The organism is Burkholderia perseverans, from assembly GCF_022870505.1.
In the GTDB taxonomy this organism is placed as follows: domain Bacteria; phylum Pseudomonadota; class Gammaproteobacteria; order Burkholderiales; family Burkholderiaceae; genus Burkholderia; species Burkholderia plantarii.
Genome location: NZ_CP045093.1, coordinates 3354503 through 3381186, shown reverse-complemented (window position 1 = coordinate 3381186; position 26684 = coordinate 3354503). Strand labels below are relative to the sequence as shown.

Here is a 26684-nt window from a genome sequence, read left to right as displayed (position 1 = left end):
TCCTCCTTAAACTTCGCGGGCGACAGCTTGCATGAGCTTCGCCGGCAACTTGAATTCGACTTTTTCCTCGCGGCCCGCCATCGTGACGACCTCCACGGGGCCCAGGGCGCGCAGCGCGCCGATCACGTCCTCGACCATCTCCTCGGGTGCCGAGGCGCCCGCGGTGAGGCCGACCGTGTGTGCGCCGGCGAACCATTCGGCGCGGATCTCGGAGCCGTCGGCGACGAGGTAGCTCGGCACACCGCTTTCGGTGCCGATCTCGCGCAGGCGGTTCGAGTTGGAGCTGTTCGTCGCGCCGACCACGACCAGCACGTCCACCTGGCTGCTAAGCTCGCGCACGGCGGCCTGGCGGTTCTGGGTGGCGTAGCAGATGTCGCGCGTGTCGGGGCCGACGATGTCGGTGAAGCGGCGCGTCAGCGCCTCGATGATGCCGCGCGTGTCGTCCACCGACAGCGTGGTCTGCGTCACGTAGGCGAGCGGCGTGTCCACCGGCAGTGCCAGCGTCGCGACCTCGGCCTCGCTCTGCACCAGGATCACTTCGCCCGGGATCTGCCCGACCGTGCCTTCCACCTCCGGATGGCCGGCGTGGCCGATCAGGATCAGGCGGCGCCCGGCCGAGACGTACTGCCGGCCCTGCACGTGGACCTTCGTGACGAGCGGGCAGGTGGCGTCGAGCACGTCGAGGCCGCGGGCCTCGGCGTCCTTCTCGACGGCCTGGGCCACGCCGTGCGCGCTGAAGATCGCCACGGCGCCGTGCGGCACCTCGTGCAGCTCCTCGACGAATTTCGCCCCCTTGTTCCGCAGATTGTCCACCACGTGGCGGTTGTGGACGATCTCGTGCCGGACGTAGACGGGCGCGCCATGCTGCTGCAGCGCCCGATCGACGATCTCGATGGCACGGACCACGCCCGCACAGAAGCCCCGGGGTTGGGCAAGAATGACTCGCATAAAGGGCGAACTCCGACGACAACGCGGGGTTCGAGAGAGCCGGTCAGCTGGCTCGATCGCCCCAACTTGATGTTTATCAATGCCGGATCAGAATTTACCGGCATCCAAAATTAATCGCGCATTTTAACGCTATCGGCTCCTTCGTGCTTTCCCCAGTACCAATGTGTTGCTGTGTGCGCAGTGCCGGGCGCCGCGACTGCTGCCGCGGAACCCGGCTACACTACGCGGTTTTGAACGCGTCCGGCGGCCGATGGGGCTCGCGCCGGCTCACAGGCGGACTGGATGGAAGTCGAACTGATTGGTATGTCCCCGAGTTTTGCGGCCGAACGGGCGGCCGACCGGCCGGCCGGTATGGGCACGAAGGGGCGCGCATGACGCTCGCGATCGTGTTCGTCCTGTCGTGCCTGTCCCTGATTATCTGGTGCGTGCTGCTGTTCGCGCGCGGCGGCTTCTGGCGTGCGCGCCCGGCCGCCCCGCTGCCGGCCGATGCGCGCGGCGCGGCCGCCGCCGACGACGGCTGGCCGGCGGTGGCGGTGGTGGTGCCGGCGCGCAACGAGGTGGACGTGATCGGCGAGGCCGTCACCTCGCTGGTGCGGCAGGATTACCCCGGCGCGCTGCACGTGATCGTGGTGGACGACCACAGCACCGACGGCACGGCCGATGCCGCGCGCGCGGCGGCGCTGGCCGCCCGGCACGCCGACCGGCTCACGGTATTGAGCGCGCAGCCGCTGCCGTCCGGCTGGTCGGGCAAGGTCTGGGCGCAGTCGCAGGGCATCGCCGCGGTGCGCACGCACGGGCTGCCGGCCGACTACTTGCTGCTGACCGACGCGGACATCGGCCATCCGGCCGACGCGGTGACCCAGCTCGTCACGCGCGCCCAGGCGGAAGGACGCGATCTGGTCTCGCTGATGGTGCGGCTGCGCTGCGACTCGTTCTGGGAAAAGGCGCTGATCCCGGCCTTCGTGTTCTTCTTCGCGAAGCTCTACCCGTTCTCGTGGATCAACAACACGCGCAGCAAGACCGCCGGCGCGGCCGGCGGCTGCATGCTGGTGCGGCGCGCGGCGTTGGAAGAGGCGGGCGGGATCGAGTCGATCCGCGGCGCGCTGATCGACGATTGCAGCCTGGCCGCCAAGATCAAGTTCCGCGGCGGCCAGCATCATCCGATCCGGCTCGACCTCGCCGATCGCAGCGTGTCGCTGCGCCCGTATGACAGCTGGCGCGACATCTGGAACATGATCGCGCGCACCGCGTTCACGCAGCTGCGTTATTCGCCGCTGCTGCTGGCCGGCACGCTGGTCGGCATGTCGATCATCTACCTGCTGCCCCCGGTGGCCGCGCTGGCCTACGGCGCGCGCGCGTGGCCGGCCTGGCTCGCGTGGGCGGCGATGAGCGCGTCCTACGCGCCGATGCTGGCCTACTACCGGCGCTCGCTGCTGTGGGCGCCCGCGCTGCCGCTCGTCGCGTTGTTCTACAACGGCGCGACGTTCGCGTCCGCGTGGCGCTACTGGCGCGGCAAGGGCGGCCAGTGGAAGGCGCGCGTGCAGGCGCCGGTGGAGCGCTGAGCGCCGGCGGGCGTCCGTCGCCCGGTCTGGCGGGATGAAAAAACGGCACACGGTTGCGCACCGTGTGCCGTTTTTGTTTGGAGCGCTGCCGCTTTTGTTCAGACGTTTTCGTTCGGGGCTCGGCGGCTGCGCGCGTTATTGCGTGAGCAGCATGTACATCTGGATCACGGTATCGGGCGAGAACGTGAACGGCACCCAGCCGTAACCGGTGTGACGCGCGACCAGCAGGCGGTCGCCGTTCGACTGCTTCTGCACCGCCATCATCGGATTGCGCGTCGAGACGAAGCGCCAGCCGGACGGCAGGCCGTGCGGCTGCTCGAGCGTCATCGAGGCGCGCGCGTGCGCGAGTTCCTCGATCAGCTGGCTCAGCTGCGGCGGCGACAGCGGAATCTCGCGTTCGCCGATCGCCAGCACCAGCGCGTCCTGCGCGGGGCGGGAAACGACCAGGCGGGACGCGGTGTTCGCTTCGGGTGGCGTTTCGGGTTGGGTGTCGGGCTTGACTTCGGTGTTCGCCACGGCGTTCGCCAAGGCGGTGGACTGTTCGAGCGCCGCTTCCTTCTCGATGGCCTCGCGCAGCGCTTCCTCGGCGGCAGCCTTGTCGGAAGCGGCCTGGGCGGCGAGCAACTCGGCCGCGGCCTTGTCGGCGGCGGCAAGCGATGCCGCCGTGCGGGCTGCCGTGCGCTCGGCTTCGAACTGCTCGGCGGCGTCGGCCAGCGCGGCGCGGTCGGCGCGGACCTGCGCGGCCAGCGAATCGGCCGCCTCGCGGTCGCGGGCGGCGCGCTCGGCGGCTTCGATGGCGGCCTCGCGCGCGGCGTTTGCCTCGCGGCGCGCGGCGTCGGCCGCGTCGAGGTCGGCCGCGGCCTGTCGGGCCGCAGTTTCAGCCGTCGCGAGTTCGGCGTTGGCCTGCTGCGCGGTGGCGTCGTGTTCGGCGCCGCGTTGGGCGGCGTGGGCTTCGCGGTCGGCGGCGGCTTGCTTTGTTGCGGCTTCTGCGGCCTCGCGGTCGGCAGCGGCTTGCTTTGTTGCGGCTTCTGCGGCCTCGCGATCGGCAGTGGCTTGCTTCGTTGCAGCCTCGGCGGCTTCACGATCAGCAGCGGCTTGCTTGATGACGGCTTCAGCGGCCTCGCGATCAGCAGCGGCTTGTTTGACGACGGCCTCGGCGGCTTCACGATCAGCAGCGGCTTGCTTGATGACGGCTTCAGCGACTTCGCGATCGGCAGCAGCTTGCTTCGTTGCAGCCTCGGCGGCTTCACGATCAGCAGCGGCTTGCTTGATGACGGCTTCTGCAGCTTCGCGATCGGCGGCAGCTTGCTTCGCCGCAGCCTCGGCGGCTTCACGATCGGCAGCCGCCTGCTTGATCGCGGCTTCCGCCGCTTCGCGATCCACTGCCGCCTGCGCCGTTGCGGCTTGCGCCGCTGCACGTTCGGCCGTGGCGCTGGCCGCGAGCGCTTCGGCGGCGGTCTTGTCGGTCACGGCCTGGGCGGCAGCCGACTCGGCCGCGGCCTGCACCGCGCGCATCTGTTCGTGAAGGGCTTCGGTGGCCGCGCGTTCGGCGGCAATCTGTTCGGCGGCCGTGCGTACGGCGTTCGCCTCGTCGGTGGCGGCCTTGGCGGCGGCCTGATCGGCGGCCGCGTTGTCGATCGCGGCCTTCGCGGCTCCCGCTACCGTGCGTGCGGTATGGATGAGCTGATCGATGCCGGTACCGAGCGCGTCGATCTGATCGTTCAGGTTCATGCGTGCTTTCTCTACGTAAGACCCGCGATTCTACCCGTTGCGCCGTGCGCGGTTCGGGCCTGACGTGTAACAAAGTGCTGGCCCGGCGCAGGAATCGGCGCCCATGCGCTGTCGGATCGTGCGAAGCGTTGCCTTTCGGTACGACAACCGGTTGACGCGCGGACGCGGCGGTATCGGAATTCGCGTCGCCCGAACACCCGAAGCGGGCGCTCACATCCGCCCGGCGCGTACCGGCGCGAGCATGACCACGCCCGCCATCCGCCCGCGCCGTCCGTTCAGCGCGTCAGATAACCCGCCTCGCGGAACCAGTCGAGCGCGTCGCGCAGGCCGTCGCGGTAGGGCCGCGCGCGGTAGCCCAGTTCGCGCTCGGCCTTCGCCGACGTGAAGTACATCTTGTTCTTCGACATCTTCAGCCCGTCGACGGTCACGAACGGCTCGCGCTTCGTGAACTTCGCCACCGCCTCGGCCGCGACCGCGAGCGGATAGAGCGGCCAGCGCGGCAGCGCGATGGTGGGCGGCTTGCGGTTCGTGAGCGCGGCGATGTCGGCCAGCATCTGCTGCAGCGGCAGGTTCTCGCCGCCGAGGATGTAGCGCTCGCCGATGCGGCCTTTCTCGAGCGCGAGGAAATGGCCGTGCGCGACGTCATCGACGTGGACCAGGTTCAGGCCCGTGTCGACGAACGCGGGAATCTTGCCGGTGGCGGCCTCGACGATGATCCGCCCGGTCGGCGTCGGCTTCACGTCGCGCGGGCCGATCGGCGTGGACGGGTTGACGATCACGGCAGGCAGGCCGTCCTCGGCGATCATGCGCTCCACGGCGCGCTCGGCCAGCACCTTGCTGCGCTTGTAGACGCCGATCGCCTGCCCGGCGGCGAGCGGCGAGGTTTCGTCGGTCGAGTCGCCGGAGCTGGTCACCTTCAGCGTGGCGACGCTGCTGGTATAGACGATGCGCTCGACGCCCTCGGCGAGCGCCGCGCGCATCGTGGCGACGGCGCCTTCCAGGTTGGCGCGCTCGATCTCGCGCGGATCGGGCGCCCAGAGCCGGTAGTCGGCGGCCACGTGCAACAGGTAGCGCACGCCGCGCAGTGCCTGGCGCATCGACGCCTCGTCGCGCATGTCGCCGGTGACGACCTCCGCGTCGAGGCCGGCGACGTTGGTGCGCGGGCTCGTGGCGCGCACCAGCACGCGCACCGCATAGCCCTGCGCCTGCGCGATGCGTGCCACGGCGGAGCCGACGAAGCCGGACGCGCCGGTGACGAGTACGAGATCGCGTTGTGTATCTGTCATGCCATTCCTCGGGGCCGCGCGCGCAGCTCGGGCGCGCGGCGGTTGTGCGTGATGCGCGATTGTACGTGCAGCCGGCGTCGCTCGCGGTGCCCGCGCGCGTTGCGCCGCGCGGCGCGGGGCAGGCGGGCCGACTACAATGCGGGGCTCTGAGGCAACCGGATGGGGATGGAAATGAGCGGCAAGGATCTCGACGAGCGGATCGAAACGATCTACGTGCGCGTGCGCGGCGTCGTGCAGGGCGTGGGCTTCCGGCACGCGACCGTGCGCGAGGCGCACGCGCTGAAGCTGCGCGGCTGGGTGGCCAATCTCGAGGACGGTTCCGTCGAGGCGATGATTCAGGGCCCGGCGCCGCAGATCGACCGCATGCTGGCCTGGCTGCGGCACGGGCCGCCGGCCGCGCGCGTGAGCGAAGTCGAATTCGAGGAGCGGCAGACCGACAAGCGCTTCGAGCGCTTCCAGCAACATTGAGGCGACGCGGCGGATGATTCACGATCACCCGGAGGCGCAGCGCGGCGTCACGCTGTCGGTTGCCGCGTCCATGCTGTTTGCGCTGCTGTCGGTCTACGTGAAGCTGCTCGCGCCGCTCACCAGCCTCGACATCTTCGCGTGGCGCATCGTCTGGACGCTGCCGGGCGCGCTGCTGCTGGTGGCGATGCGCGGCCGCTTCGGCGAGCTGGTCGGCTTCGTGCGGCGCGTGTGCGGCACGCGCCGCCTCGCGCTCGCGGTCGGCGCCGGCACCGCCATGCTCGGCGTGCAGCTGTGGCTGTTCCTGTGGGCGCCGCTGCACGGCCGCATGCTCGAGGTGTCGCTCGGCTATTTCCTGCTGCCGCTGACGATGGTGCTGGTCGGCCGCTTCATCTATCACGAGTCGCTGTCGCTGCTGCAGTGGTGCGCGATCGCCTGCGCGGCGGCCGGCGTGGCGCACGAGGTGTGGGTCACGCGCGCGTTTGCGTGGCCGACGCTGGTGGTCGCGCTCGGTTATCCGCCGTACTTCATGCTGCGCCGTCGCATCGACGTCGAGCCGCTCACGCTGTTCGCGGTCGAGATGATCGCGCTGCTGCCGGTGGCGCTCCTCACGCTCGCGGCGATTGGCACGCCGGTGACGGGCCACCCGGTGCTCTGGGCGCTGTGGCTGCCGGGGCTCGGCGTGCTCAGCACGCTCGCGCTCGGCTGCTATCTGAAGGCGAGCCGGATGCTGCCGATGGCGCTGTTCGGCATCCTCGGCTACGTCGAGCCGGTGCTGATCGTGGCGGCCGCCGTGCTGCTGCTCGGCGAATCGCTGAGCATGCAGCAGCTCGGCACCTACGGCCCGATCTGGATCGCCGTCGCGCTGACGGCATGGCACAGCTACCTGCTGATGCGCCGCGTGCGCGCCTGAATGCCTTCGCCTGCGCCGCGTCCCGCAATGTGGGCGCGGCGTGTCTTGAAAGCCCCGTCATCAAGCCCTGCAAGTTCCATGCGCGCCGCGCGAATCATTTCGTTATCCGATCCATCCTGTCAGTGCGTGGTCGGTCCGCCGACGACGCGCTGACCGTTGCCTGACAAGGCCGTCAGTCATCGATCGGAAGAATTGGTTGCACTTTGTTACTTAGGGTATGTCCTTAGCGGCGATTAGACTTTCCGGACCGTCGAACTTCCGTATGCGGCTTCCAGATGAACGGTCCAGTCCTCGCTTCAGCGTTTCGGCGCGCGCGATACAGGCATACGTGTATCGCCGTGCGGCTCGCGTTTCCGGTATTCCCCGTCGCTTGCTCCCGCGTTTCTCGTCCGGTCGTCGCGCCATTTGCGCGTGAACTGCGGCGTCAACCGTGGCACCAACCGCAACCCCCGTCGCTGCACTCTCACGGAGCGTCATCATGGCGGTAACGAACGCGCGCGCATCGGCGCCGCCGCGTTCCGGCCGTCTGATCGAAATCGACTTCTTTCGCGGGATCGTGCTGCTGATGATCGTGGTCGATCACATCGGCGGCAGCATCGTCTCGAAGATCACGCTGCATGCGTTCGCGCTTTGCGACGCGGCCGAGGTGTTCGTGTTCCTCGGCGGCTTCGCGGCGGCGAGTGCGTTCGTCGCGATGTCCGAGCGGCATGGCGCCGACGCCGCGCGGCGCCGCTTCATGCGCCGCGCGGTGCAGATCTATCGCGCGTTCCTCGCCACCACCACGCTGATGCTGGTGGTCTCGGCCGTGCTCGACCACTACGGCATCGATTCGCCGAACATGGCGCTCGACGACGTCAGCGTGATGCTGGCCACGCCGCTCACGGGCCTGGTCGAGGTGCTGACGTTCCAGCGCCAGCCCTATCTCGCCTCGGTGCTGCCGATGTACGTGCTGTTCGCGCTCGCGACGCCGGCCATCGTGCCGCTCGCGCGCCGGCATCCGGCGTGGCTGTTCGCGGCGAGCATCGCCTCGTGGCTCGCCTCGGGCTGGCTCGGCGCGCAGCTGCTCGACACGCCCTCGTTCAAGTGGAGCTTCAACCCGTTCGCGTGGCAGCTGATGTTCGTGCTCGGCGCGCTGGCGCGCTGCCAGCCGATCTATCGCAGCGTCGCGTCGCGCCCGCACGGCGCCGTGCTGACCGGCATCGCGCTCGGCATCGTGGCGATCTGCGCCTACTACAAGCTGTTCTCGGGGCTGCCGCTGCCCGAGGGCGTGCTCAAGCGCGACCTCGCATGGCCGCGCATCGTCAGCTTCGTCGCGATCGCGTGGCTGATGGCGGACCTGATGCGGCACGGCTGGGTCGGCCGGGTCGCGCGCGCGGTGCAGCCGGTGGTGGCCGTCGGGCAGCGCGGGCTGGTCTGCTACGTGGTGGGTACGGCGATCTCGCTGACGCTCGATTCGCTGCTGCATCGCGCCTCGATGAGCCCGCACTTCTCGCCGATCGAGATCGGGCTCGCGGCCGACACGATCGCGGTCGGCGGCCTGCTGATGCTGGCCAGTTCGGGCGGCTGGTGGGCGCGGCTGCGGCGCGCGCCGGCCTAGCGCCGCGGGCGGCATGCCGGGGAACGAACGGACGGCGCGCGTGAGGCGCGCCGTTTGTTTTGATGACGCGCGGTCGTGACCGGACCTCGGACGTAGCGGCAACGTCGCGAGAGTCACGCAGCCCGCGCCGCGCGCGAGCTACGAAGGTGAGCGGATACGGGAGCCCGTGGCGGGCGTGTCGTCGTGTTCGTCGCCGCTCTCGTCGGCCGCATCCGGCTCGTCGGCGGCGCGCGCGAGTTCGGCATCGGCCTCGGCCGCCTGGCGTGCCGCGCGTAGCGCGGTGCAATGCTGCGCGCGGCGGATGTCGGCCAGCTGGCGCACCAGCCGCATCGTCCTCTTGTTCATCTCGCTCTCCGGCATGACCCGACCTCGGGTTGCCTTCAGTGTAGGACGCGCGTGCGCGCTTCGCCGGCCGAATGTGGCGCGCGCGCCGCGCGCCGAGGGATTTCACTGAGCCGCGGCGCTGGCCTGCAGGCCGTTGGCGTCGCCGCGCACGGCGTTCACGCTCTCGTGGTGCGCGCGCGAGAGCCGGCTCATCAGCGGCAGCAGCAGGCACGACACGATGGTGCCGGCCACGGCCACCCAGCCGAGCATCGTGAACAGGTGGACGTAGAGCGGCAGCGAGGCGGTGGCGGGCAGGTCGTGCGACGGCATCTGCGCGAGGTTCGCGACCACGCTGCCCAGATACTGCGAAATCCCGGTCGCGACGAAGTAGGCGCCCATCATGAAGCCGCTCATGCGCGCCGGCACGTAGCGCGCGATCATCGCGAGGCCGAGGCCGCTCACCAGCAGCTCGCCGAGCGAGTAGAGGCCGTAGCCGCCCACCATGAACCACGACGAGACGCGCCCGTCCACCGCGAAGCGCCCGCTCGCGGCGAACACGAAGAAGCCGGCCGCCACCACGGCGAAGCCGAGCGCGTACTTGACCGCCACCGGCACGTTGATGCCGCGGTTCGCGAGGCCGTTGTAGATCAGCACCAGCAGCGGGCTCAGCAGCATGATCCAGATCGGATTGAGCGCCTGGAACTGGCCCGCGCTCCAGGTGAACAGCGTGGTGCCGAACAGCGTGAAGCCCGGATCGACGTTGCGGAACGCGAACAGCGTGAGCGAGGTCGACATCTGCTGGTAGAAGATGAAGAACAGGATCACTTGCGCGATCAGCACCAGCGCCGCGATCAGCCCGGAGCGCTCGGCGCGGTCCACCTTCGCGATCATGTAGACGAAGATCGCGAGCGCGATCACGCCGGCCGTCCACACTGCCGCCACCGCGAGCGCCTTGTGGCCGAGCAGGAACATGGTGGCGACGCCGAGCGCGATGCCGCCCGCCACCACGCCCGCGGCGCGGCCCCAGCGCACCGGCGCGTCGTCGGGACGCGAGCCGACCCGGGCAAGCGTGCGGTGCATCAGCAGGTAGTTGAGGATGCCGAGCGCCATGCCCGCGCAGCAGACCGCGAACGCCGGGTGCCAGCCCCAGCGGTCCTTGATCCACGGCGTGACCAGCATCGACACGGTCGAGCCGACGTTGACCGCCATGTAGTAGATCGTGAACGCGCTGTCGAGGCGCGCGTCGTCGCCTTCGTAGATGCGGCGCACGAGGTTCGCGGCGTTGGCCTTGAACAGGCCGTTGCCCACCACCATCACGCCGAGCGAGGCGTAGAGGAACTGCAGGTTGTCGTTCGGCAGCGCGAGCATCAGATAGCCCGCGGCCAGCACTACCGCGCCGACGATCATGGTGCGCCGCGTGCCGAGCACGTGGTCGCCGATCCAGCCGCCGATCGCCGGCGACGCGTAGATCAACGCGACGAACGCGCCCCAGGTCAGGTTCGCGTAGCTGTCGTCGAAGCCGAGCTTCTCGACCATGAACAGCACCATCAGCGCGACCATGCCGTAATAGCCGAAGCGCTCCCACATTTCGATCAGGAACACCGTCGCGAACGAGCGGGTCTGGGATACCGGAGTTGAGTCTGACATTGTTTTCCTCGATTGTTGGGTGAGGGGCCGCGGCGCGAGGGACGGAGGCGGCCGGTCTGGAATCGTGCGCCGTCGCGGATGGCGCGTCAGCGTGCGGGAAGGCGGGGAGCGGAAGGCGGGGCGGTGCTTGCGTGATGACGGCGGCGCCGGCGCGGGGCGCACGCGGCGCGGTCTGCGGAGTGGGCCGCGGCGGCACGATCACGCGGCGCGCGCGGCAGGGGAACGGCAGCTTTCATGTCATACGACCAGCAAGGGCGACCGGATAGGGACGCGTGAACGAGGGGAGCAGGCAGCAGCCGGTGGGCCGCGCGCGCCGGGCATGACGACGGACCGGGCGCGAGTTCGTCGCGCGCCGCCGGGCCGTCGCGTGAATTACGCCGCGACGCCCGTCCGTTGCTTCGGGTAATCCCGCAACCGGTGACCTGAACCCGCCGCCACCGGGGCGGCTCGTTGCAACGCGCCATGAATCGGGCACAAATTTCCGTGTCGAGTCTGGCAAGATTACGCGTTGCCACAAGCAGTTCGACGGTGCGCCGGAGCGCGGGCCGCGTTGCAGTTACCGGCCACGAAGACGAAGATTACGGCATATCAATCAAACTTCGTTACTTTCCATCAAACTTTTTTTGACGACAAGATCCCGGCCTGTTATGGTTGCTTCCACTGAAAATACGCAGCCCCGCAACGCGGCGGTTGAGCTGGGCGGCAAGATTCGTGCGCTGCGGCAGCGGCTCAAGCGAACGCTTGATGAAACCGCGAGTGCCGCGGGCATTTCCAAGCCGTTCCTGTCGCAGGTCGAACGCGGGCTGGCATCGCCGTCGATCACTTCGCTGGCCGGCATCGCCCAGGCGCTCGGCGTGAACGTGCAGTATTTCGTCGAGACGCCGAGCGAGGAGCGTTCGGTGTGTCGGGGCGAGCAGTTGCGTTTCTTCAGTTTTGCCGATTCGGCCAATCTGTTCGCACGGCTGACCAACGTGTCGGCCGGGCGGCAGCTCGAGGCGATCCTCGTGCGCATGCCGCCGGGACAGAAGCGTTCGGAAGTGACCACGCATGCGGGAGAGGAATTCCTGTACGTGATCGAAGGGGAAGTTTCGCTGACGCTGGAAGGCAAGACGTTCGTCGTGCAGGCCGGTGACAGCGCGCATTACTTGTCGACCACGCCGCATAGCTGGGTCAACACCGCCAAGCGTGAATCGGTGGTGGTCTGGGTCGGCACGCCGCGCCTGTTCTAGAAAATCGGGCTGCCCGCCGTTGCATGCAACGGGTGGTTCATACGGAGACAATTCAGGATAACTAACATGAACGGTAGCGCCCACGGACCGCCTCCGATCCCCAAGCCATAACGACAACAACGCAGCCGCCATCCCGTGCGCTGCGCCGCGCTTCCCCCTTCCGTTTTCATCCTGTCCTGCGCGTGGGCTCCGAGGCCACGCGGGGATCGCTCGCGCGCGGCCGTGTCCGCGTCGCGGCGGTGGGGCGCGTGACGCGCACGCCGCATGGCGCACGCCAATCAGAGAGAGAGAACGTGTCGATGATCCAGACCAGAAACCTGTCGCGCGCATCGCTTGCGCTGCGCTTCGCGTATAGCCTGCCGATGCTGGCCGGCATGGCGGCCGCGCCGGCCTTCGCCGACGAGCCGCCGGATGCGCCCCGCGCTCCCGCCGCCGTCTCGCAGCCGGCCACCACGCCGAACGCCGTGATCGACGCCGAGGCGAACCAGGCGCCCTCGCCCACGCCGAACCAGGACCTGTCGAGCCAGGCGAAGTCGCAAGGCTTCATTCGCGACAGCCACTTCGAATTGATGTTCCGCAACTACGCGGACGCGCTCGACGCCAAGGGCGGCCCGCATCGCCACTCATGGATCCAGGCGCTGATGGCGAACTTCGAGTCGGGCTACACGACCGGGCTGATCGGCTTCGGCGTGGACGCGTCGGTATACGCGGCGCTGAAGCTCGACGGCGGCGCCGGCGGCGGCAACATGGTGCACGTCGCCGACGGCGGCGGCTCGAACCAGCTCGCGTGGGCCTATCCCGGCCTCTACGACGTGAAGGCGCGGATCTCGAACACGGTGATCAAATACGGCCTGCAGATCGTCGACAACCCGTTCATGGAACCGCACGACAACCGTTCGCTGCCGCCGACGTTCCTCGGCGCGACGATCGTCAGCAACGAGTTCCGCAACGTGATGCTCGAGGCCGGCAGCTTCACCAAGACCGACGCGCGCGGACGCACGACGCTGATCGGCCTCACCTCGCAATACGGCGGCACGCGCATCGACCGGCTGACCTACGCCGGCGGCACCTGGGACTACATGCCGGGCGGCACGGTGGCGCTCTACGCGAACCAGGCCGAGAACGTCTGGAACCAGTATTACGCGTCGGTGCGGCAGAGCTTCGGCGCGCCCGCCGGCATCAAGTGGAGCGGCTTCGGCAACGTGTATTCGACGCACGACACCGGCGACGCGCGGCAGGGCGGCATCGACAACAACGCCTACAGCCTGTCGCTCGCCGCCCAGCACGGGCCGCACGAACTGCTGCTCGGCTACCAGCAGGTGCTCGGCAACCAGTTCTTCGATTACCTGGCCGAAACGAACGGCATCTTCCTCGTCGATTCGATGGACGTCGACTACAACGCGCCGCACGAAAAATCGCTGCAGCTGCGCTACACGTTCTACGGCAAGGACGGCGGCCTGCCCGGCTTCAAGGCGATGGTCTGGGCGCTGACGGGGTGGGGCGCCGACGGCTCGGTGGGCGCGGCACAGGACCCGACGCATGCGGGCATCTACTGGAAGGACGGCCTGCCGGTGCAGGGGCGCCACCACGAGTTCGGCTTCATCCCTTCGTACACGATCCAGAGCGGGCGCTTCAAGGACACCAGGATCACGTTCATCGCGATGTGGCACGTGGGCTCGGCGCACTACTCGGACAGCACGAACCAGGAATACCGGCTGGTGGTCAATCTGCCGGTGACGGTGTTCTGAGCGATGGTGGGCGCGATGCGCGGTGGTTCGCCAATGGCGGGTGGCGGCGCAGTGCCAGACCGGCTGTAAAGATTGCGGCCGCAGCGGAATGCCCGGGCCGTCGCCCCCGGGCTCTGATGGTCAGGTTGTCGTGCTCAGGCCGTCTTCGGCGCCGGCGCGGCCGGGACCGGCTCGACCAGCACGACGCCGGTCAGCTGCCGGCCGGTGTCGCGCCACGCGTCGAGGCCGCCGCGCAGCGCGAGCGCGTCGGTGAAGCCGGCGTCCGACAGCCGTCGCGCCATCAGCGCCGCCGATACCTCGTTCGGGCACGAGCAATAGATCACGAACTTCTGCGACAGCGGATAGCGGGCGGCCAGGTCGCGCACGTGCCGCTCGTCGGCGAACAGCGCGCCGGGAATCGAGAACGGATCGAGCCGCCGATGCTCGACGGTCCGCACGTCGATCACGACGGGCAGTCGCGCCGCCTCGGCGTGCAGCAGCTGGTCGAGTTCGTCGACGCCGATGCGCGCGTGGGCCAGCTGGCGCAGCAGCGCACGGCGGCGCATCCAGCGCACGCTTGCATAAAGCGCGAGCAGCAGCACGATGGCGACCAGCGCGACGTGGCCGAGCTGGCTCGCGCCTGCGAACAGCCAGTCGATCTGCTCGGCGAACACGAGCCCGATCAGCAGCCCGGCGGCGGCCCACAGCAGCGCGCCAAGCGCGTCGTAGCCGATGAAGGTGCGATAGCGCGTGCCGAGCGCGCCGGCCATCGGCACCGACACCAGCGATAGCCCCGGCACGAAGCGCGCGATCGCGAGCACGCGCACGCCCCAGCGACCGAAGAACTGCTCGGTTTTTTTCACGCAACTGTCGCGCGATAGCGACAGCCGGCAGATCGTTTTCAGCGTCTTGCCGCCGAAACGGCGCCCCGCCACGTACCAGGCCGAGTCGCCGATCAGCGCCGCCACCACCGACAGCAGCAGCACCGGCACCAGCTGCATGCCGATCATGTCGGGATGCAGGGTGGCCATCGCGCCGAACAGGACGAGCGTCGGCATCGCCGGCACGGGCAAGCCGAGCGCGGCGGCCAGCACGTTGGCGAACACGATCAACGGTCCGTATCGGGCGATGAGGTCATGCAGCATGGTCGATGGGCGATACGCAAAAACGGCGGCGAAAACGGCGGGAGCGAATCAGATGGGCCGATTATCGACCATTTTCAAGTCAATGGAGAGTCGGCTGAACCGGCAGGGGGGAGAGCGGGAAGGCGGGCGGTGAGCGATGCGGGAGGCGAACGCTCACCGTTGGGCGAGACAACTCAGGAAGGCGTGCGGGCGAACGTGGCCGCGCCGTGCGATTCGCCGGGCAATTCGGCGCCGTGCGAGCGGATCGCGGCGATCAGTTCCGCCGGCGTGATCTCGTAACGCACCTCGCGATGGATGCCGGGCTTGCGCTCGTCGACCTCGATCAGCAGCACGCTTTTACCGTCATCGGTGGCTTCGAGCCGCAGCGAGCGTAGCTCGCGGCCGTCGGCCGTATCCAATTCGGTCAGCAGGGTCATCGCCCCGGAAGCACCGGTAGTGCGCATCGAACAAGTCCTCGTGTCGTGTCAATGGAAGATGTCGTGCTGCGAACTGCTCTGTTGCAGTGTAACGCGAACCGGCCAATCGCAACGAGAATTTCGAATTCCGTGGCAGCGCGGGATGCCCGGCTGGTATGACATATCGGGCGATGGGGCGGCACCGGCGGGGCGCCGCGCGGCACGGAAAATCGAGGCGGATCGAGCGCGCGCGGTAGCTGCCGCCAGCCGCCCGCGTCCGCCGCCGGAGACGGGCATGACGGCTGGCAGCGGTGGACGGCGCCCGACGAACCGGGCGCGCGTCCGCCAGCGTTTCAAACCAGTCCGGTAACGTAATAAACGGCGATCACGAAGAACACTGCGAGCGTCTTGATCACCGTGACCGCGAACACGTCGCGATACGACTGGCGATGCGTGAGACCCGTGACCGCGAGCAGCGTGATCACCGCGCCGTTGTGGGGCAGCGTGTCCATGCCGCCGCTGGCCATCGCGACCACGCGGTGCAGCACTTCCATCGGGATGTGCGCGGCTTCGGCGCCCTTGATGAACACGTCCGACATCGCGGCCAGCGCGATGCTCATGCCGCCCGAGGCCGAGCCGGTGATGCCGGCCAGCGCGCTGACCGACACGGCGGCGTTGACGAGCGGGTTCGGGATGCTCTTGAGCGCGTCGCTCACCACCAGGAAGCCCGGCAGCGCCGCGATCACGCCGCCGAAACCGTACTCGGACGCGGTGTTCATCGCCGCCAGCAGCGCGCCGCCGACGGCGGTCTTGGTGCCGCTCGCGAAGCGCGTGCTCACGCGCGGGAACGCGGTGATCACCACCAGCAGGATGCCGAGCAGCAGCGCGGCCTCCACCGACCAGATCGCCACCACCGTCTTGATCGGCGTGGTGACGGGCGCGTGCAGGCCGGGCAGCACCTCGGGCGGCACCGTGTAGGTGGCGCCGCCGTACCACTGCGGAATCCATTTCGTCATCACGAAGTTCGCCACGCCCACCAGCAGCAGCGGCGCGACCGCGAGTACCGGGTTCGGCAGCGTCTGCGTCTCGACGCGCTCCGGCTCGTTGACGAGCGAGGTGCCGTAGCCCTCGCCGGTCGCCATCGCCGCGCGGCGGCGCCATTCGAGGTAGGTCAGGCCCACCACGATGATGAACACCGAGCCGATCGTGCCGAGCGCCGGCGCGGCCCAGGCCGTCGTCTTGAAGAACGTGGTCGGGATGATGTTCTGGATCTGCGGCGTGCCCGGCAGCGAGTCCATCGTGAACGAGAACGCGCCGAGCGCGATCGCACCCGGCATCAGCCGCTTCGGGATGTTGCTCTGGCGATAGAGTTCGGCCGCGAACGGATAGACCGCGAACACGACCACGAACAGCGACACGCCGCCATAGGTGAGCAGCGCGCAGACCGCGACGATCACCGCGTTCGCGCGCGAGCGGCCGATGTAGCGGATCGCGGCGGCGACGATTGACTCCGAGAAGCCGGACAGTTCGATCACCTTGCCGAACACGGCGCCGAGCAGGAACACCGGGAAATACAGTTTGACGAAGCCGACCATCTTGTCCATGAAGATGCCGGAGAAGACGGGCGCGACGGCGGCGGGATCGGTCAGCAGCACCGCGCCGAGCGCGGCGACCGGCGCGAACAGGATCACGCTGTAGCCGCGATAGGCGGCGAACATCAGAAACGCCAGCGCGGCGAGGACGATGATGAATGACAAGTGAGTCTCCTGATTGTTTGATTTCTTCGCGGCGGCCGGGCCGCGCCATGCAAGTGGCCCGCGCCGTGGCGCGCCCGGGTATTGCAGGTTCCGTGCCAGTGTACTAGCCGCCTGACGGCGAGGCGGCCGCCGTGCGCACCGCGGGTACTGCCGCGATCGATTCTACTGGCAGTGTCCCGATTTTGAGACGATAAACGATGTTCGGCGCCATTCGATGATGCCCGGCGATAGGGCCCGCGCGACGGCACCAGCCGGAATCCTTTGCCGGGCGCACGATAACGCCATTCCGGCGCAAGTCCAGCGAATGAGATAATCCGTCCCGGTCGGGAGACGATTCCAATGACCCGACGATACCCGGAGACAACGACATCATGATGAACGACTGGGCGAACCTGCCGGCCGGTTACGGCGACGTCCTGGCCCGCGCGGCCGAGTCGCTGTTCCGCACCTTCGAGCATTCGAGCGCCGGCACGCTGATCGTCGATCGCGACGCGCGCGTGGTCTGGATCAACCGGCGCTATGCGGCGCGTTTCGGCTTCGCCGATCCGCAGCAGGCGATCGGCCTCGACTGCGAAGCCGTGATTCCGCACAGCCTGATGCGCGACGTGGTGGCCAGCGGGCGGCCGATCCTGCTCGACATCATGGAGACCGGGCGCGAACCGCTCGTCGTCACGCGCCTGCCGCTCGTCGACGAGCACGGCGAGACGGTGGGCGCGATCGGCTTCGCGCTGTTCGACGAACTGAAGACGCTCACGCCGCTGTTCGCGCGCTACCTGCAGGTTCAGCAGGAACTGCTCGCCGCGCAGCGCTCGCTCGCGCAGGCGCGCCGGCCCAAATACACGTTCGCGAGTTTCGTCGGCACCAGCGCGGCCAGCCTCGAAACGAAACGGCAGGCGCGGCGCGCGGCGCTGGTGGACGCGCCGGTGCTGCTGCTCGGTGAAACCGGTACCGGCAAGGAACTGCTCGCGCATGCGATCCACGCGGCTTCCGCGCGCGCCTCGAAGCCGCTCGTGACGGTCAACGTGGCCGCGATTCCCGACGCGCTGCTCGAAACCGAGTTCTTCGGCGCGGCGCCCGGCGCCTACACCGGTGCCGATCGCAAGGGGCGCGTCGGCAAGTTCGAGCTGGCCGACGGCGGCACGCTGCTGCTCGACGAGATCGGCGACATGCCGCTGCCGTTGCAGGGCAAGCTGCTGCGCGTGCTGCAGGACAAGGAATTCGAGCCGTTGGGCTCGAACCGCATCGTGCGCGCGGACGTGCGGATCATCGCGGCGACCTCGGCCGACCTGCCGGCGCTGGTCGCGACCGGACGCTTCCGCGCCGATCTCTACTACCGCCTGAACGTGCTGGTGCTGAACCTGCCGCCGCTGCGCGATCGCAGTTCCGACCTCGAGGCGCTGGTCTATGCCACGCTCGAGGAGCTGGCCGCGCAGCACGGCCGCGCGGCGCAATGCACGCTGACGCCGGACGCCTTGCAGTTGCTCGCCATGCACCGCTGGCCGGGCAACGTGCGCGAGCTGCGCAACACGCTCGAGCGCGCGCTGATGCTGTCGGACAGCGCCGTGATCGACGCGGCCGCGCTCGCGCCGTTCGTTGCGCTGTCCGTTGCGCCTGCCGCCGTGTCTGCCGCTGTCGCGGCGGCCGACCGGACCGGCGCGGCGGGCATGGTGGCCGGCACGGCCGCCGCGCCGGCGAACCCGGGTGCGCCTCGTCCGCACGCGGCGCCGGATACGGTGCCGGATGCGGGCGGCGAATTTGTTGCAACTGCAACGGTTTCGTATGCGGACGCGTTCGCCGAGTGGGAGCGCGGCTTTTTGAGCGACGCGCTCGTGGCCTGCAACGGACGCGTCACGGAAGCCGCCGCGCGGATCGGCATCGGCCGCGCCACGTTTTACAAAAAGATCGCGGCGCTCGGACTCGTGACATGACGAATGCGGCGTCAATCGCGAATCGGAATGCGCGAGTGCCGAAATGAAAATCGGCCCGATGCCGATCGGTCTGTCGATTAATAAAAATTCCGATGAATGCCGATAACGATATTGGCTTGTGCGCCATGCCCGCGTTTCTGGCGCCGGCGCCGGAACGCGGCGCGCGGCGAACCGTTCGGTGAACTGCCGAATCCGGCCGACACCGTTGCGGTGCGGGCCGCCCGCCGGCCGACGGCAGGTTCGCCGATGCGAACTTGCGGCGCGCTCCCGCACGCGACGCGTGACCCGCCGCGGCGTGAAATCGTCAAGAAAGAAAGCGTGGGCGGCTTGCGGATTCGTCATTGATTCGCATGTCATTCGTTTGCCGCGTTGTAATCTCGAAAATGCTCGCGCGGGCCGCAATCCATATCGCGACGCGGCAACGATCTTTGCGACTGGCGACATATCGCGCGCATGATTGCGTTCGTGCTACTTTGAATTGACTTTCGACCGTTGCGGCATGGCATACTCGCGTCGTCCCAAAAGTAGATTGACTGGAAACCGCCCATGAAACATCGATTGGCGAAGCTGCCCTCGCCACGCAAGCCCGCCGTGCAACTGGCATTGTCGATCGCTTTGCTCGCGAGTCTCGCGGGATGCGGCGGCGGTGCCCCGCTGTTTACCCCCGACGGCCGCTCGACCGCGCAAGTCCAATGTCCCGAAGCCGGCCCATGGGACACCTGCCTGCAAAATGCCCGCGGCATTTGCGACGGCAATTTCGACACGATTCGCCAGTCGGTCGAGAGCGGCACCCGCACCCTGCTCTTCGCATGCCGTGTCGGCGCCGCCCATTGAGCGACGGCGTTGACGGCCCGGCGCGCAATGCGAAAAAACACGAACCCTGTGTAAATTGATTTCTATACTGTCCAAATAACCAATCACGGAGTCGGATTCGATATGGCGACCTACAGGCAACTGACCGTCCAGCTCGAAAAGCTGCAGCAAAAAATCGACAAGGAGCGAGAAAAGGCCATCTCGGACGCAATCGCCGATATCAAGGCAAAAATTGCGGAATACGACATCACGCCCGAAGAGCTTGGTTTCCGGAGCACCGCTGCCGCAGCGAAGCCCAAAAAGCCGCTACCTCCGAAATATCTGAATTCGAAGACCGGCGAAACCTGGAGCGGCCGGGGCCGCGCGCCGGCCTGGCTTGGCAAGAACCGGAACCGCTTCCTGATCAAGGACTGATCCCGAAAAGACTCACCTTTGGCGCCTTATGGAACGGTGCGAATCGACTTCGAGTCGTTCGCACCGTTTTGTTTTTCCCGTGTCCCGGCCAGTTTCTCTCCTTGTGAAACAATTTACTCATTTTGTTTCCCGATTGCGTCAAACTGCGAAAGCGCCGTGAATTCACGGTAAATACACGGCGAACGCACGACATATCATGAACGTCCGCGCGATATCGTCGTGATTCAATGCAAAGTGGCGCCGCTTTCGACTCGTTGGTTGATACGCCGCGCCAAACCGTTTTCGACCGATTGGGGTGAGGCGGCGGCACATGCAGTGCGCACCTCCCGAATTCACTCACCTTTGCTCCCGTCATCCTTTACCTCGACTCCCGAAACTGCTCACCTTTACGCGCCGACGGATCATGCGGCAGGCCGGCGACGCGGGCCGGCGGCATCCGCGAACACCATGGGCCGTGCGTCCGGCACCCTGCAACGCGCCTTCATCCTCGTGTGCATTGACGTAGCTGAACACCTGGCCGTTTGGCCTATAGGCAGGCCTGGGGTGTTCCCCTATCCTACGGCTCATTGTCGCGTTCCACGCGTCATGCCGAAGGAGCCCGCCGTGACCGTCCGTAATCTCGATGCGTTGTTTCAGCCGAAATCCGTGGCCGTGGTCGGCGCGTCCCGGCGCGCGGGCAGCCTTGGCGCGATCGTCTGGGCACGCGTGCTGGACGGCGGATTTGCCGGGCCGACCTGGCCCGTCAATCCCAAGTACGACGAACTGACCGGACACCCGGTGTTCGCGCGCGTGGCGCGGCTGCCGCAGCCGCCGTCGGTGGCGGTCGTCTGCACGCCGCCCGCCACCTGGCCCGGCATCATCCGCCAGCTCGGCGAATTGGGCGCGCGCTGCGCGATCCTCGTCGGCGAGGCGCGCACGGCCGGCGAGCGCGCCTCGGTCGAGCGCGCGCTCGAAGCGGCGAAGCCGTACCTGCTGCGCATCGTCGGGCCGGGCAGCCTCGGTGTCGTGACGCCGCGCCTGAACGCGCATTTTGGCGCGCCGGCCTGTCGCGTGAGCGCGGGCGGCGTCGCCTGGGTCTCGCAGTCGAACGCGCTGACGAATGCCGCGCTCGGCTGGGCGCAGGCGCGCGGGCTCGGTTTCTCGCATGCGGTCGCGCTCGGCGACGAGGCCGACGTCGATGCGGGCGACGTGCTCGACTACCTCGCGAGCGATCCCTCCACGCGCGCGATCCTGCTCGAACTCGACAGCATCAGGTCGGCGCGCAAGTTCATGTCGGCCGCACGCGCGGCGGCGCGCAACAAGCCGGTGCTGGCGCTGCACACCGGCCGCGCCGAGGCCGGCGACGCGTTGTACACGGCGGCGTTCCAGCAGGCCGGCATGGTGCGCGTCGACACGCTCGACGATCTGCTCGACGAGATCGAAACGCTCGGCGTCGGGCGCATCACGGCGAGCGACGCGGTCACCGTCGTCACCAGCGATGCGGGCGTCGCGAGGCTCGCCGTCGATGCGCTCGCCGCCGCCGGCGACATGACGCTCGCGCCGTGGCCGCCGGCGGCCACCGCCGCGCTGGCCACCGTGCTGCCGCTGCCGCCCGGCATCGAGGCCGGCAATCCGCTGCTGCTCGGCGACGACGTGCGGCCCGAAGGTTTCGGCGCCGTCGTGCGCGCGCTCGGCAAGCTCGGCGGCACCGGTACGCTGTTCGTTGTCCACGCAACGTCCCACAACGCACCGGTCGAGGCGGTGGCGCGCGAGCTGATCGAGGCGAAGCGCGCTTCATCGCATCGTGTCGTGGCCTGCTTCTTCGGCGGCGTCGACGCGGCCACGCGAGACGCGCTGCATGCGCAGGGCATTCCCGTGCATACCACGCCGCAGCGGCTCGCGCGTGCCTACGCGCGGCTCGTGGAGTACCGGCACGGTCGCGAGCTGCTGATGCAGACGCCGGAAGGCATGCCGCCCGAGCCGCCCGCCGCGGTGACGCGCGCGCAGGACGAGGCGCGCGAGGCCGCCGCGCGTGGGCCGACCGGCTTCGATGGAACGCGCGCGGCGGACTGGCTCGCGCATTTCGGATTGCAGCCGTTCACGCCCGGGGAGCCGGGCAGTGCCGAGCCGGTCGACGCGGGCGGCGGCGTGATCGTCGAGATGACGGTCGAGATGTTCGACGATCCGAACTTCGGCCCGGTGTTCCGCTACGCGGTGCCGGCGGCGGACGGCATCTCGGCGCCGCTCGTCGTGTACGGGCTGCCGCCGTTCAACACCGTGCTCGCGCGCGCGGTCGTGAGGCGTTCGCCCTACGCGCGACGCGCGGCGCCCGAGCCGCTGCTCGACGTGCTGACGGCGCTGTCGCAGGCGGTATGCGAGGTGCGGGAGCTCGTTTCGCTGTCGCTGGTGCTGCGCGTGTTGCCGCGCCGCGTCGTGGTTCGCGATGCGCGCCTGCGCTTCGCGGCGGGTCGCAGCCGGCTCGCGATCATGCCGTATCCGCGGCGCCTGGAACAGCACGTCGATTGGCACGGCACCACGATGACGGTGCGGCCGATCCGGCCCGAGGACGAGGCCGCGCATACGGCGCTGCTCGGTGCGATGACGCCCGATGATCTGCGCATGCGCTTCTTCGGCGCGATCCGCAGCTTCGATCATTCACAGGTCGCGCGGATGACGCAGATCGACTACGACCGCGAGATGGCGTTGATCGCGACCGTCGACGATCACGAAGGCAAGCGGCAGACGCTTGGTGTCGTGCGGGCCGTGGCCGATCCCGACAACGAGACGGCCGAGTTCGCGATCGCGATTCGCGCGGACCAAAAAGGCAAGGGCCTCGGGCGGCTGCTGATGGCGCGCATCATCGACTATGCGCGCTCGCGCGGCACGCAGTGGCTGGTCGGCGAGGCGCTGCGCGAGAACGGCGCCATGATCGGCCTCGCGCGCGCGTCGGGGTTTGACGTTGCTTCGACCGGGGAGCCCGGTGTCGTCGGGTTCCGTTTGAAGCTGCAAGCGTGAGCGCGGGTGGCGCGTTGAGACGCGGGGATATCGCATGCCTTCTCCGGAGGCCGGCGAGTCGCGCGGCGGCGATTGACGCGAAGGTGAGCCGATACGGGATCGATGGTGAGGGATTACGGGAGCCGCGCGCGGAGGTACGCGCGCGGCTCCGGTGCGATACGACGCGTGGGTGCCGTATCGATGCCGCCAATGCAGGCCATGGCGCGCGGTGAGCGTTCGAGGTGAGCCGGTGCGGATGAGCGGCCCGGGCGGATAGCGCCAATCGCCGTAATGCCGGGCGACGACATCGTAGGGACTGCCCGGTGCGAGTCCGGATTGCGCGGGCAGCGGGCTGGCGCACTCGGACGATTGCTCAAACTACCGCCCGACGCTCCGGCGTAGTCAGCCCGCTCGGGCAACCCACCCGGGCTGCTCGCTCAAGCAACCCGCTCGGGCGGCTAGCTCGAGCCGCCACCCGTCCAGCCGGTTCAAACAGCCAGCTTGTTCGACGCGTCGTCGATCTGCGCGCGTGACAGCGCGAGTTCCTCGAGCAGCGCCTCGGCATAGACGGCGCCCGTCTCGCGTTCGAGCCGCGCGATCGTCAGCGCGCAACGCGCGGTGTCCTTCGGCATCGCGATGAAGCGCTTGACCGATTCGCCGGTCGTGAACGCCTCGAACAGGGCGGCGCGCACGTCGTCGGGCAGCGTCTTGGTCCACTGGTACGGCTTGCCGTTGAAGGTGATCGACGGCGGCAGCACGCGCTCCTTCTTGCTGGCCGAGATCAGGCCGTAGGTGCGCGCGGCGTCGCCGATCTGCTCGGGGGAAAACAGCTCGTCCGGCGAAATGTCGAACTGCGAGATGTAGGCTTCGATCGCCTGCATCGCGGCGGCGCGGTCGTCGCGTTTCTTCTGCGCGCGGGCGACGATGTCGCGCAGCTCGTCCGCCTCCTCGGGCGTGATCGTGAAGCTTGCCTGCTTCTGCTGAAGTTCGGAGAAACGCTGGAATTCGAGATCGGTCAGAAGTTTGGCCATGAGGGTCATCGTGCGGGCACCGTCCGGACGGCGGCGCCGGTTTGCGAAAGGGCCGCCATTTTAGCGTCGCGCGCGGATGCGAGCCAGCACGCGTGATCAGGGCATGCCGAATGCATGCGCCGGCACGCTCTGCGCGGTGACGCAGCCACGGCCAGCGACGCTACTAACGGAGATCTTGCCCGCGCCCGCGTGCAGCCGGCCCGCGAGCCGGCCGCAGCGCCGCGGCTCGCCGTCGTTCGCCATCCTTCAGGCCTCCCGCCCGGCTCCCGGCCGGGCCGCATGAAGCGCCCGCGGCCGTCCGGCTAGGCCGCCCGCAATCCCCCCATCGACAGCCCCTCGGCCGTGCGCTGCAGCAGCGCCGCCACGGCGCACGGCGAGGGCGCGTCATGCGCATCGATGCGTTGCACGTAAGGGCAGGTGAGTGCCGCGATCGCGTGTCCCGACGGCCCCAGCACGGGAAAGGCGATATCGGTAACACCAAAGGCACGCCGCGATTCCCGGCGAATCCCGCCTTGCTGCCGCACGTCGGAGACGGCCGCCTCGAACATGTCGTTGTCGAAGCTCGCGGCGCTGTCGAGTTTCGCGTGTTCGTCGAGCATCAGCCTGCGCTGGCCGGGCGTCTGGAACGCCAGCATCAGGTGTCCCGACGCGGAGTCGGCGAGGCCGACGCGCGAGCCGAGCCGCACCGAAATGCCCCACGCGCCGGGATCGTCGACCTGGGCGATCACGAGCAGGTCGCCGCGGTCGTAGACGGACAGGTGGCACGACTGCCCGGCGTTCTCGGCGAAGCGCTGCATCGGCGGCAGCGCCTCGGCGATCAGCCGGCTCATCGGTGGATGCCGGTGCGCGAGCGCGAACAGCTTGAGGCTCAGCGTGTAGCGGTCGCCGCCCGACGACCGCGTCACGTACTGGCGCGCCACCAGCCGTTCGAGCATCCGGTAGATCTCGCTGGCATTGCGGCCTAGCCGTTTGGTGATTTCGGTGCGGGTCAGACCTTCTTTCTGCTCGGCGAGCAACTCGAGAATGTCGAGCCCTTTGTCGAGCGCCGGCGCTCGATAGCGCCCGGCGTCCTCGGTGTCGTTCAGCGCGGCCTCGGATGGCGCGGAGGGGACGTATTGGTTCTGCATCGTAGTGTGTTGGCATGGCCCGGCGCCCGCACGGCATGCGGTGCCCGGTTGTGGCTCTGGAAGTTGCGCATCGGCCCGATGCGTTCATCGATAAGCGAAACCCTGCGGCAACGTCGGCTGGCACTGACTGGCGCAGCAGTCGATCTGCTTATTTCGAGAAAGTAAACGTAAAGGAGTGGAACGTAAGCATCATTTTTATCAAATAGTGAGCCGATCTGAGCTTGCGCTCGTCCCAAAAAATGGTGCGTCATCGCAAACGCGCTTGCGGCCGGCTCCCGCGTAATGTCCAGTGCGAAATCGATTGTTGTCGTTTGGCAACATTCGATGCAGCCGGGCCGCGGGCCGCCGCGCCGGGGCTGGCGCAGGCACAATCGGGCGTCGCCGATTTCACGATGCGATTCAACCGGAGGGAAGTTCGTCATGAAGCTGTTGCGTTATGGCCCGCTGGGCCAGGAAAAGCCCGGCCTGCTCGATGCGCGGGGCCGGATTCGCGATCTGTCGGCGGTGGTGGCCGACGTCGCCGGCGAGGTGCTGTCGGATACCGGCCTCGCGCGGCTGCGCGGCCTCGATCCGGATTCGCTGCCGCTGGTGCCGGGCGAGCCGCGGATCGGCGCCTGCGTGGGCGGGATCGGCAAGTTCGTCTGCATCGGTCTCAACTACGCCGATCACGCGGCGGAATCGGGCCTGCCGGTGCCGGCCGAGCCGGTGGTGTTCGCGAAATGGACCAGCGCCGTCTGCGGGCCGGACGACGGCATCGAGATCCCGCGGGATTCGGTGAAGACCGACTGGGAGGTCGAGCTCGGCGTCGTGATCGGCCGCGAGTGCAAGCATGTGGACGAGGCGAGCGCGCTCGACTACGTGGCCGGCTATTGCGTCATCAACGACGTGTCCGAGCGCGAATGGCAGATCGAGCGCGGCGGCCAGTGGGACAAGGGCAAGGGGTTCGACACGTTCGGCCCGATCGGCCCGTGGCTCGTCACGCGCGACGAGATCGCGGACCCGCAGCAGCTCGATCTGTGGCTCGAGGTCGACGGCCATCGCTACCAGGACGGCAACACGCGCACGATGATCTTCAGCGTGGCGAAGGTGATCGCCTATCTGTCGCGCTGCATGAGCCTGCAGCCCGGCGACGTGATCTCCACCGGCACGCCGCCCGGCGTCGGCATGGGCGTGAAGCCGTCGCCCGTCTACCTGAAGCCGGGGCAGACCGTGCGGCTCGGCATCGCCGGCCTCGGCGAGCAGCGGCAGCAAACGCGCGCGGCGGGCTGAGCCGTCGTCACGTGCGGCGCCGCGCGCCGCGCGTGATCCGCTTCGCCCCGGCCGTCATCGCGGCCGGGGACAGTCGCCGGACAGCGGCGAGACAGCGGCGCGCACCGACCGCGTGCGCCCGATTTCCCCGCTCCCCGAACCACGGGATAGCGAGACCACGAAACAATGGCACGACCCGCCCGGCACTCGTCGCCGCGCCGTGATCATCCCGCTTCCGGTGCTCCACCGGCATTGCCATATTTCTCCGGCATGAAATAGGCATCCTGTAGAAAATATCAGGTTTATCGGCAACAAAGCGATAAAAGAGCGGGATTTTGTCCGGATATTGGAAACAAGCGGAAATCGATTTTTGCGCGCGGCGTGGTCATGCGAAAACCATCCGAAACCGCGTAGAATCGTCTGC

General features: G+C 68.3%; 22 protein-coding genes. 11 read left to right on the top strand and 11 right to left on the bottom strand.

The window, feature by feature from the left end:
• Positions 1 to 6: 6 nt before the first annotated feature.
• Positions 7 to 948 carry a 4-hydroxy-3-methylbut-2-enyl diphosphate reductase gene (gene ispH, locus BpN12_RS14135; protein WP_246793188.1) on the bottom strand — a complete coding sequence of 314 codons (942 nt, stop codon included), beginning with the start codon at positions 946 to 948 and terminating at the stop codon, positions 7 to 9.
• A 371-nt stretch (positions 949 to 1319) separates the two neighbouring features.
• Here ispH and BpN12_RS14130 point away from each other — a divergent pair, with 371 nt between their 5' ends.
• Positions 1320 to 2510: a glycosyltransferase gene (locus BpN12_RS14130; RefSeq protein ID WP_246793187.1), complete on the top strand. Its 1191-nt coding sequence runs from the start codon at positions 1320 to 1322 to the stop codon at positions 2508 to 2510.
• Positions 2511 to 2645: 135 nt separating this feature from the next.
• Here the strand turns inward: BpN12_RS14130 and BpN12_RS14125 are convergent, their stop codons facing one another.
• Positions 2646 to 4241 carry a hypothetical protein gene (locus BpN12_RS14125; RefSeq protein WP_246793186.1) on the bottom strand — a complete coding sequence of 532 codons (1596 nt, stop codon included), beginning with the start codon at positions 4239 to 4241 and terminating at the stop codon, positions 2646 to 2648.
• A gap of 275 nt (positions 4242 to 4516) precedes the next feature.
• Positions 4517 to 5527, bottom strand: coding sequence for a hopanoid-associated sugar epimerase (gene hpnA / locus BpN12_RS14120; protein ID WP_246793185.1), 1011 nt, complete (start codon positions 5525 to 5527; stop codon positions 4517 to 4519).
• Positions 5528 to 5698: 171 nt separating this feature from the next.
• On the opposite strand from hpnA, the gene BpN12_RS14115 reads away from it, so the two are divergent.
• The 3 genes from BpN12_RS14115 to BpN12_RS14105 all read left to right on the top strand — a co-directional run bounded on the left by BpN12_RS14115 (position 5699) and on the right by BpN12_RS14105 (position 8502).
• On the top strand, positions 5699 to 5995 hold the full coding sequence (locus tag BpN12_RS14115; RefSeq protein ID WP_198256400.1) for an acylphosphatase: 297 nt from the start codon (positions 5699 to 5701) through the stop codon (positions 5993 to 5995).
• Positions 5996 to 6008: 13 nt separating this feature from the next.
• A complete protein-coding gene (gene rarD, locus BpN12_RS14110; protein ID WP_246793184.1) occupies positions 6009 to 6905 on the top strand; it encodes an EamA family transporter RarD in 897 nt (298 codons plus the stop codon).
• A 478-nt stretch (positions 6906 to 7383) separates the two neighbouring features.
• Positions 7384 to 8502 (top strand): OpgC domain-containing protein, encoded by a 1119-nt coding sequence (locus tag BpN12_RS14105; RefSeq protein ID WP_246793183.1) that lies wholly within the window; start codon positions 7384 to 7386, stop codon positions 8500 to 8502.
• 138 nt (positions 8503 to 8640) lie between these two features.
• Here BpN12_RS14105 and BpN12_RS14100 read toward each other — a convergent pair whose 3' ends face one another.
• Both BpN12_RS14100 and BpN12_RS14095 read right to left on the bottom strand, forming a co-directional pair.
• Positions 8641 to 8847, bottom strand: a complete 207-nt coding sequence (locus BpN12_RS14100) for a hypothetical protein (protein ID WP_246793182.1) — start codon at positions 8845 to 8847, stop codon at positions 8641 to 8643.
• 102 nt (positions 8848 to 8949) lie between these two features.
• Positions 8950 to 10473: a peptide MFS transporter gene (locus tag BpN12_RS14095; RefSeq protein ID WP_246793181.1), complete on the bottom strand. Its 1524-nt coding sequence runs from the start codon at positions 10471 to 10473 to the stop codon at positions 8950 to 8952.
• Positions 10474 to 11120: 647 nt separating this feature from the next.
• Here BpN12_RS14095 and BpN12_RS14090 point away from each other — a divergent pair.
• Together BpN12_RS14090 and BpN12_RS14085 are read left to right on the top strand one after the other, a co-directional pair.
• Complete coding sequence (locus BpN12_RS14090; RefSeq protein ID WP_246794724.1) at positions 11121 to 11702, top strand: cupin domain-containing protein; 582 nt, start codon at positions 11121 to 11123, stop codon at positions 11700 to 11702.
• Between the two features lie 299 nt (positions 11703 to 12001).
• Positions 12002 to 13450, top strand: coding sequence for an OprD family outer membrane porin (locus tag BpN12_RS14085; protein ID WP_246793180.1), 1449 nt, complete (start codon positions 12002 to 12004; stop codon positions 13448 to 13450).
• Between the two features lie 134 nt (positions 13451 to 13584).
• On the opposite strand, the gene BpN12_RS14080 is transcribed toward BpN12_RS14085, so the two are convergent.
• From BpN12_RS14080 to BpN12_RS14070, 3 genes are all read right to left on the bottom strand, one after another.
• Positions 13585 to 14574 (bottom strand): DedA family protein/thiosulfate sulfurtransferase GlpE, encoded by a 990-nt coding sequence (locus BpN12_RS14080; protein ID WP_246793179.1) that lies wholly within the window; start codon positions 14572 to 14574, stop codon positions 13585 to 13587.
• Between the two features lie 173 nt (positions 14575 to 14747).
• Entirely contained in the window at positions 14748 to 15017 is a 270-nt protein-coding gene (locus BpN12_RS14075) for a hypothetical protein (protein ID WP_042629114.1), read from the bottom strand.
• 305 nt (positions 15018 to 15322) lie between these two features.
• A complete protein-coding gene (locus BpN12_RS14070) occupies positions 15323 to 16726 on the bottom strand; it encodes a GntP family permease (protein ID WP_246793178.1) in 1404 nt (467 codons plus the stop codon).
• A gap of 371 nt (positions 16727 to 17097) precedes the next feature.
• Here BpN12_RS14070 and BpN12_RS14065 point away from each other — a divergent pair, with 371 nt between their 5' ends.
• From BpN12_RS14065 to BpN12_RS14050, 4 genes are all read left to right on the top strand, one after another.
• Positions 17098 to 18654, top strand: a complete 1557-nt coding sequence (locus BpN12_RS14065) for a sigma-54 interaction domain-containing protein (protein WP_280529121.1) — start codon at positions 17098 to 17100, stop codon at positions 18652 to 18654.
• A 546-nt stretch (positions 18655 to 19200) separates the two neighbouring features.
• Positions 19201 to 19488: a hypothetical protein gene (locus BpN12_RS14060; protein WP_246793177.1), complete on the top strand. Its 288-nt coding sequence runs from the start codon at positions 19201 to 19203 to the stop codon at positions 19486 to 19488.
• A 102-nt stretch (positions 19489 to 19590) separates the two neighbouring features.
• The gene (locus BpN12_RS14055; RefSeq protein WP_246793176.1) at positions 19591 to 19881 is read left to right on the top strand and encodes an H-NS histone family protein; all 291 of its coding nucleotides are present in this window, start codon (positions 19591 to 19593) and stop codon (positions 19879 to 19881) included.
• A 603-nt stretch (positions 19882 to 20484) separates the two neighbouring features.
• Positions 20485 to 22875, top strand: a complete 2391-nt coding sequence (locus BpN12_RS14050) for a bifunctional acetate--CoA ligase family protein/GNAT family N-acetyltransferase (protein ID WP_246794722.1) — start codon at positions 20485 to 20487, stop codon at positions 22873 to 22875.
• 467 nt (positions 22876 to 23342) lie between these two features.
• On the opposite strand, the gene BpN12_RS14045 is transcribed toward BpN12_RS14050, so the two are convergent.
• From BpN12_RS14045 to BpN12_RS14035, 3 genes are all read right to left on the bottom strand, one after another.
• Positions 23343 to 23894: a hypothetical protein gene (locus BpN12_RS14045; protein ID WP_042629110.1), complete on the bottom strand. Its 552-nt coding sequence runs from the start codon at positions 23892 to 23894 to the stop codon at positions 23343 to 23345.
• 87 nt (positions 23895 to 23981) lie between these two features.
• Positions 23982 to 24128, bottom strand: coding sequence for a hypothetical protein (locus BpN12_RS14040; protein ID WP_246793175.1), 147 nt, complete (start codon positions 24126 to 24128; stop codon positions 23982 to 23984).
• A 59-nt stretch (positions 24129 to 24187) separates the two neighbouring features.
• The gene (locus tag BpN12_RS14035) at positions 24188 to 25012 is read right to left on the bottom strand and encodes an IclR family transcriptional regulator (protein WP_246793174.1); all 825 of its coding nucleotides are present in this window, start codon (positions 25010 to 25012) and stop codon (positions 24188 to 24190) included.
• A 420-nt stretch (positions 25013 to 25432) separates the two neighbouring features.
• Between BpN12_RS14035 and BpN12_RS14030 the strand changes: the two genes are divergently transcribed.
• Entirely contained in the window at positions 25433 to 26281 is an 849-nt protein-coding gene (locus tag BpN12_RS14030; protein ID WP_246793173.1) for an ureidoglycolate lyase, read from the top strand.
• The last annotated feature ends 403 nt before the right edge of the window (positions 26282 to 26684 follow it).

What these genes read in the sequence shown, in the direction of transcription:
- ispH (WP_246793188.1), bottom strand. Translation starts at nt 948, where the DNA reads ATGCGAGTCATTCTTGCCCAACCCCGGGGCTTCTGTGCGGGCGTGGTC.
- BpN12_RS14130 (WP_246793187.1), top strand. Translation starts at nt 1,320, where the DNA reads ATGACGCTCGCGATCGTGTTCGTCCTGTCGTGCCTGTCCCTGATTATC.
- BpN12_RS14030 (WP_246793173.1), top strand. Translation starts at nt 25,433, where the DNA reads ATGAAGCTGTTGCGTTATGGCCCGCTGGGCCAGGAAAAGCCCGGCCTG.
- hpnA (WP_246793185.1), bottom strand. Translation starts at nt 5,527, where the DNA reads ATGACAGATACACAACGCGATCTCGTACTCGTCACCGGCGCGTCCGGC.
- BpN12_RS14115 (WP_198256400.1), top strand. Translation starts at nt 5,699, where the DNA reads ATGAGCGGCAAGGATCTCGACGAGCGGATCGAAACGATCTACGTGCGC.
- BpN12_RS14055 (WP_246793176.1), top strand. Translation starts at nt 19,591, where the DNA reads ATGGCGACCTACAGGCAACTGACCGTCCAGCTCGAAAAGCTGCAGCAA.
- BpN12_RS14095 (WP_246793181.1), bottom strand. Translation starts at nt 10,473, where the DNA reads ATGTCAGACTCAACTCCGGTATCCCAGACCCGCTCGTTCGCGACGGTG.
- BpN12_RS14125 (WP_246793186.1), bottom strand. Translation starts at nt 4,241, where the DNA reads ATGAACCTGAACGATCAGATCGACGCGCTCGGTACCGGCATCGATCAG.
- rarD (WP_246793184.1), top strand. Translation starts at nt 6,009, where the DNA reads ATGATTCACGATCACCCGGAGGCGCAGCGCGGCGTCACGCTGTCGGTT.
- BpN12_RS14085 (WP_246793180.1), top strand. Translation starts at nt 12,002, where the DNA reads ATGATCCAGACCAGAAACCTGTCGCGCGCATCGCTTGCGCTGCGCTTC.
- BpN12_RS14100 (WP_246793182.1), bottom strand. Translation starts at nt 8,847, where the DNA reads ATGAACAAGAGGACGATGCGGCTGGTGCGCCAGCTGGCCGACATCCGC.
- BpN12_RS14080 (WP_246793179.1), bottom strand. Translation starts at nt 14,574, where the DNA reads ATGCTGCATGACCTCATCGCCCGATACGGACCGTTGATCGTGTTCGCC.
- BpN12_RS14045 (WP_042629110.1), bottom strand. Translation starts at nt 23,894, where the DNA reads ATGACCCTCATGGCCAAACTTCTGACCGATCTCGAATTCCAGCGTTTC.
- BpN12_RS14060 (WP_246793177.1), top strand. Translation starts at nt 19,201, where the DNA reads ATGAAACATCGATTGGCGAAGCTGCCCTCGCCACGCAAGCCCGCCGTG.
- BpN12_RS14075 (WP_042629114.1), bottom strand. Translation starts at nt 15,017, where the DNA reads ATGCGCACTACCGGTGCTTCCGGGGCGATGACCCTGCTGACCGAATTG.
- BpN12_RS14040 (WP_246793175.1), bottom strand. Translation starts at nt 24,128, where the DNA reads ATGGCGAACGACGGCGAGCCGCGGCGCTGCGGCCGGCTCGCGGGCCGG.
- BpN12_RS14035 (WP_246793174.1), bottom strand. Translation starts at nt 25,012, where the DNA reads ATGCAGAACCAATACGTCCCCTCCGCGCCATCCGAGGCCGCGCTGAAC.
- BpN12_RS14090 (WP_246794724.1), top strand. Translation starts at nt 11,121, where the DNA reads ATGGTTGCTTCCACTGAAAATACGCAGCCCCGCAACGCGGCGGTTGAG.
- BpN12_RS14105 (WP_246793183.1), top strand. Translation starts at nt 7,384, where the DNA reads ATGGCGGTAACGAACGCGCGCGCATCGGCGCCGCCGCGTTCCGGCCGT.
- BpN12_RS14065 (WP_280529121.1), top strand. Translation starts at nt 17,098, where the DNA reads ATGATGAACGACTGGGCGAACCTGCCGGCCGGTTACGGCGACGTCCTG.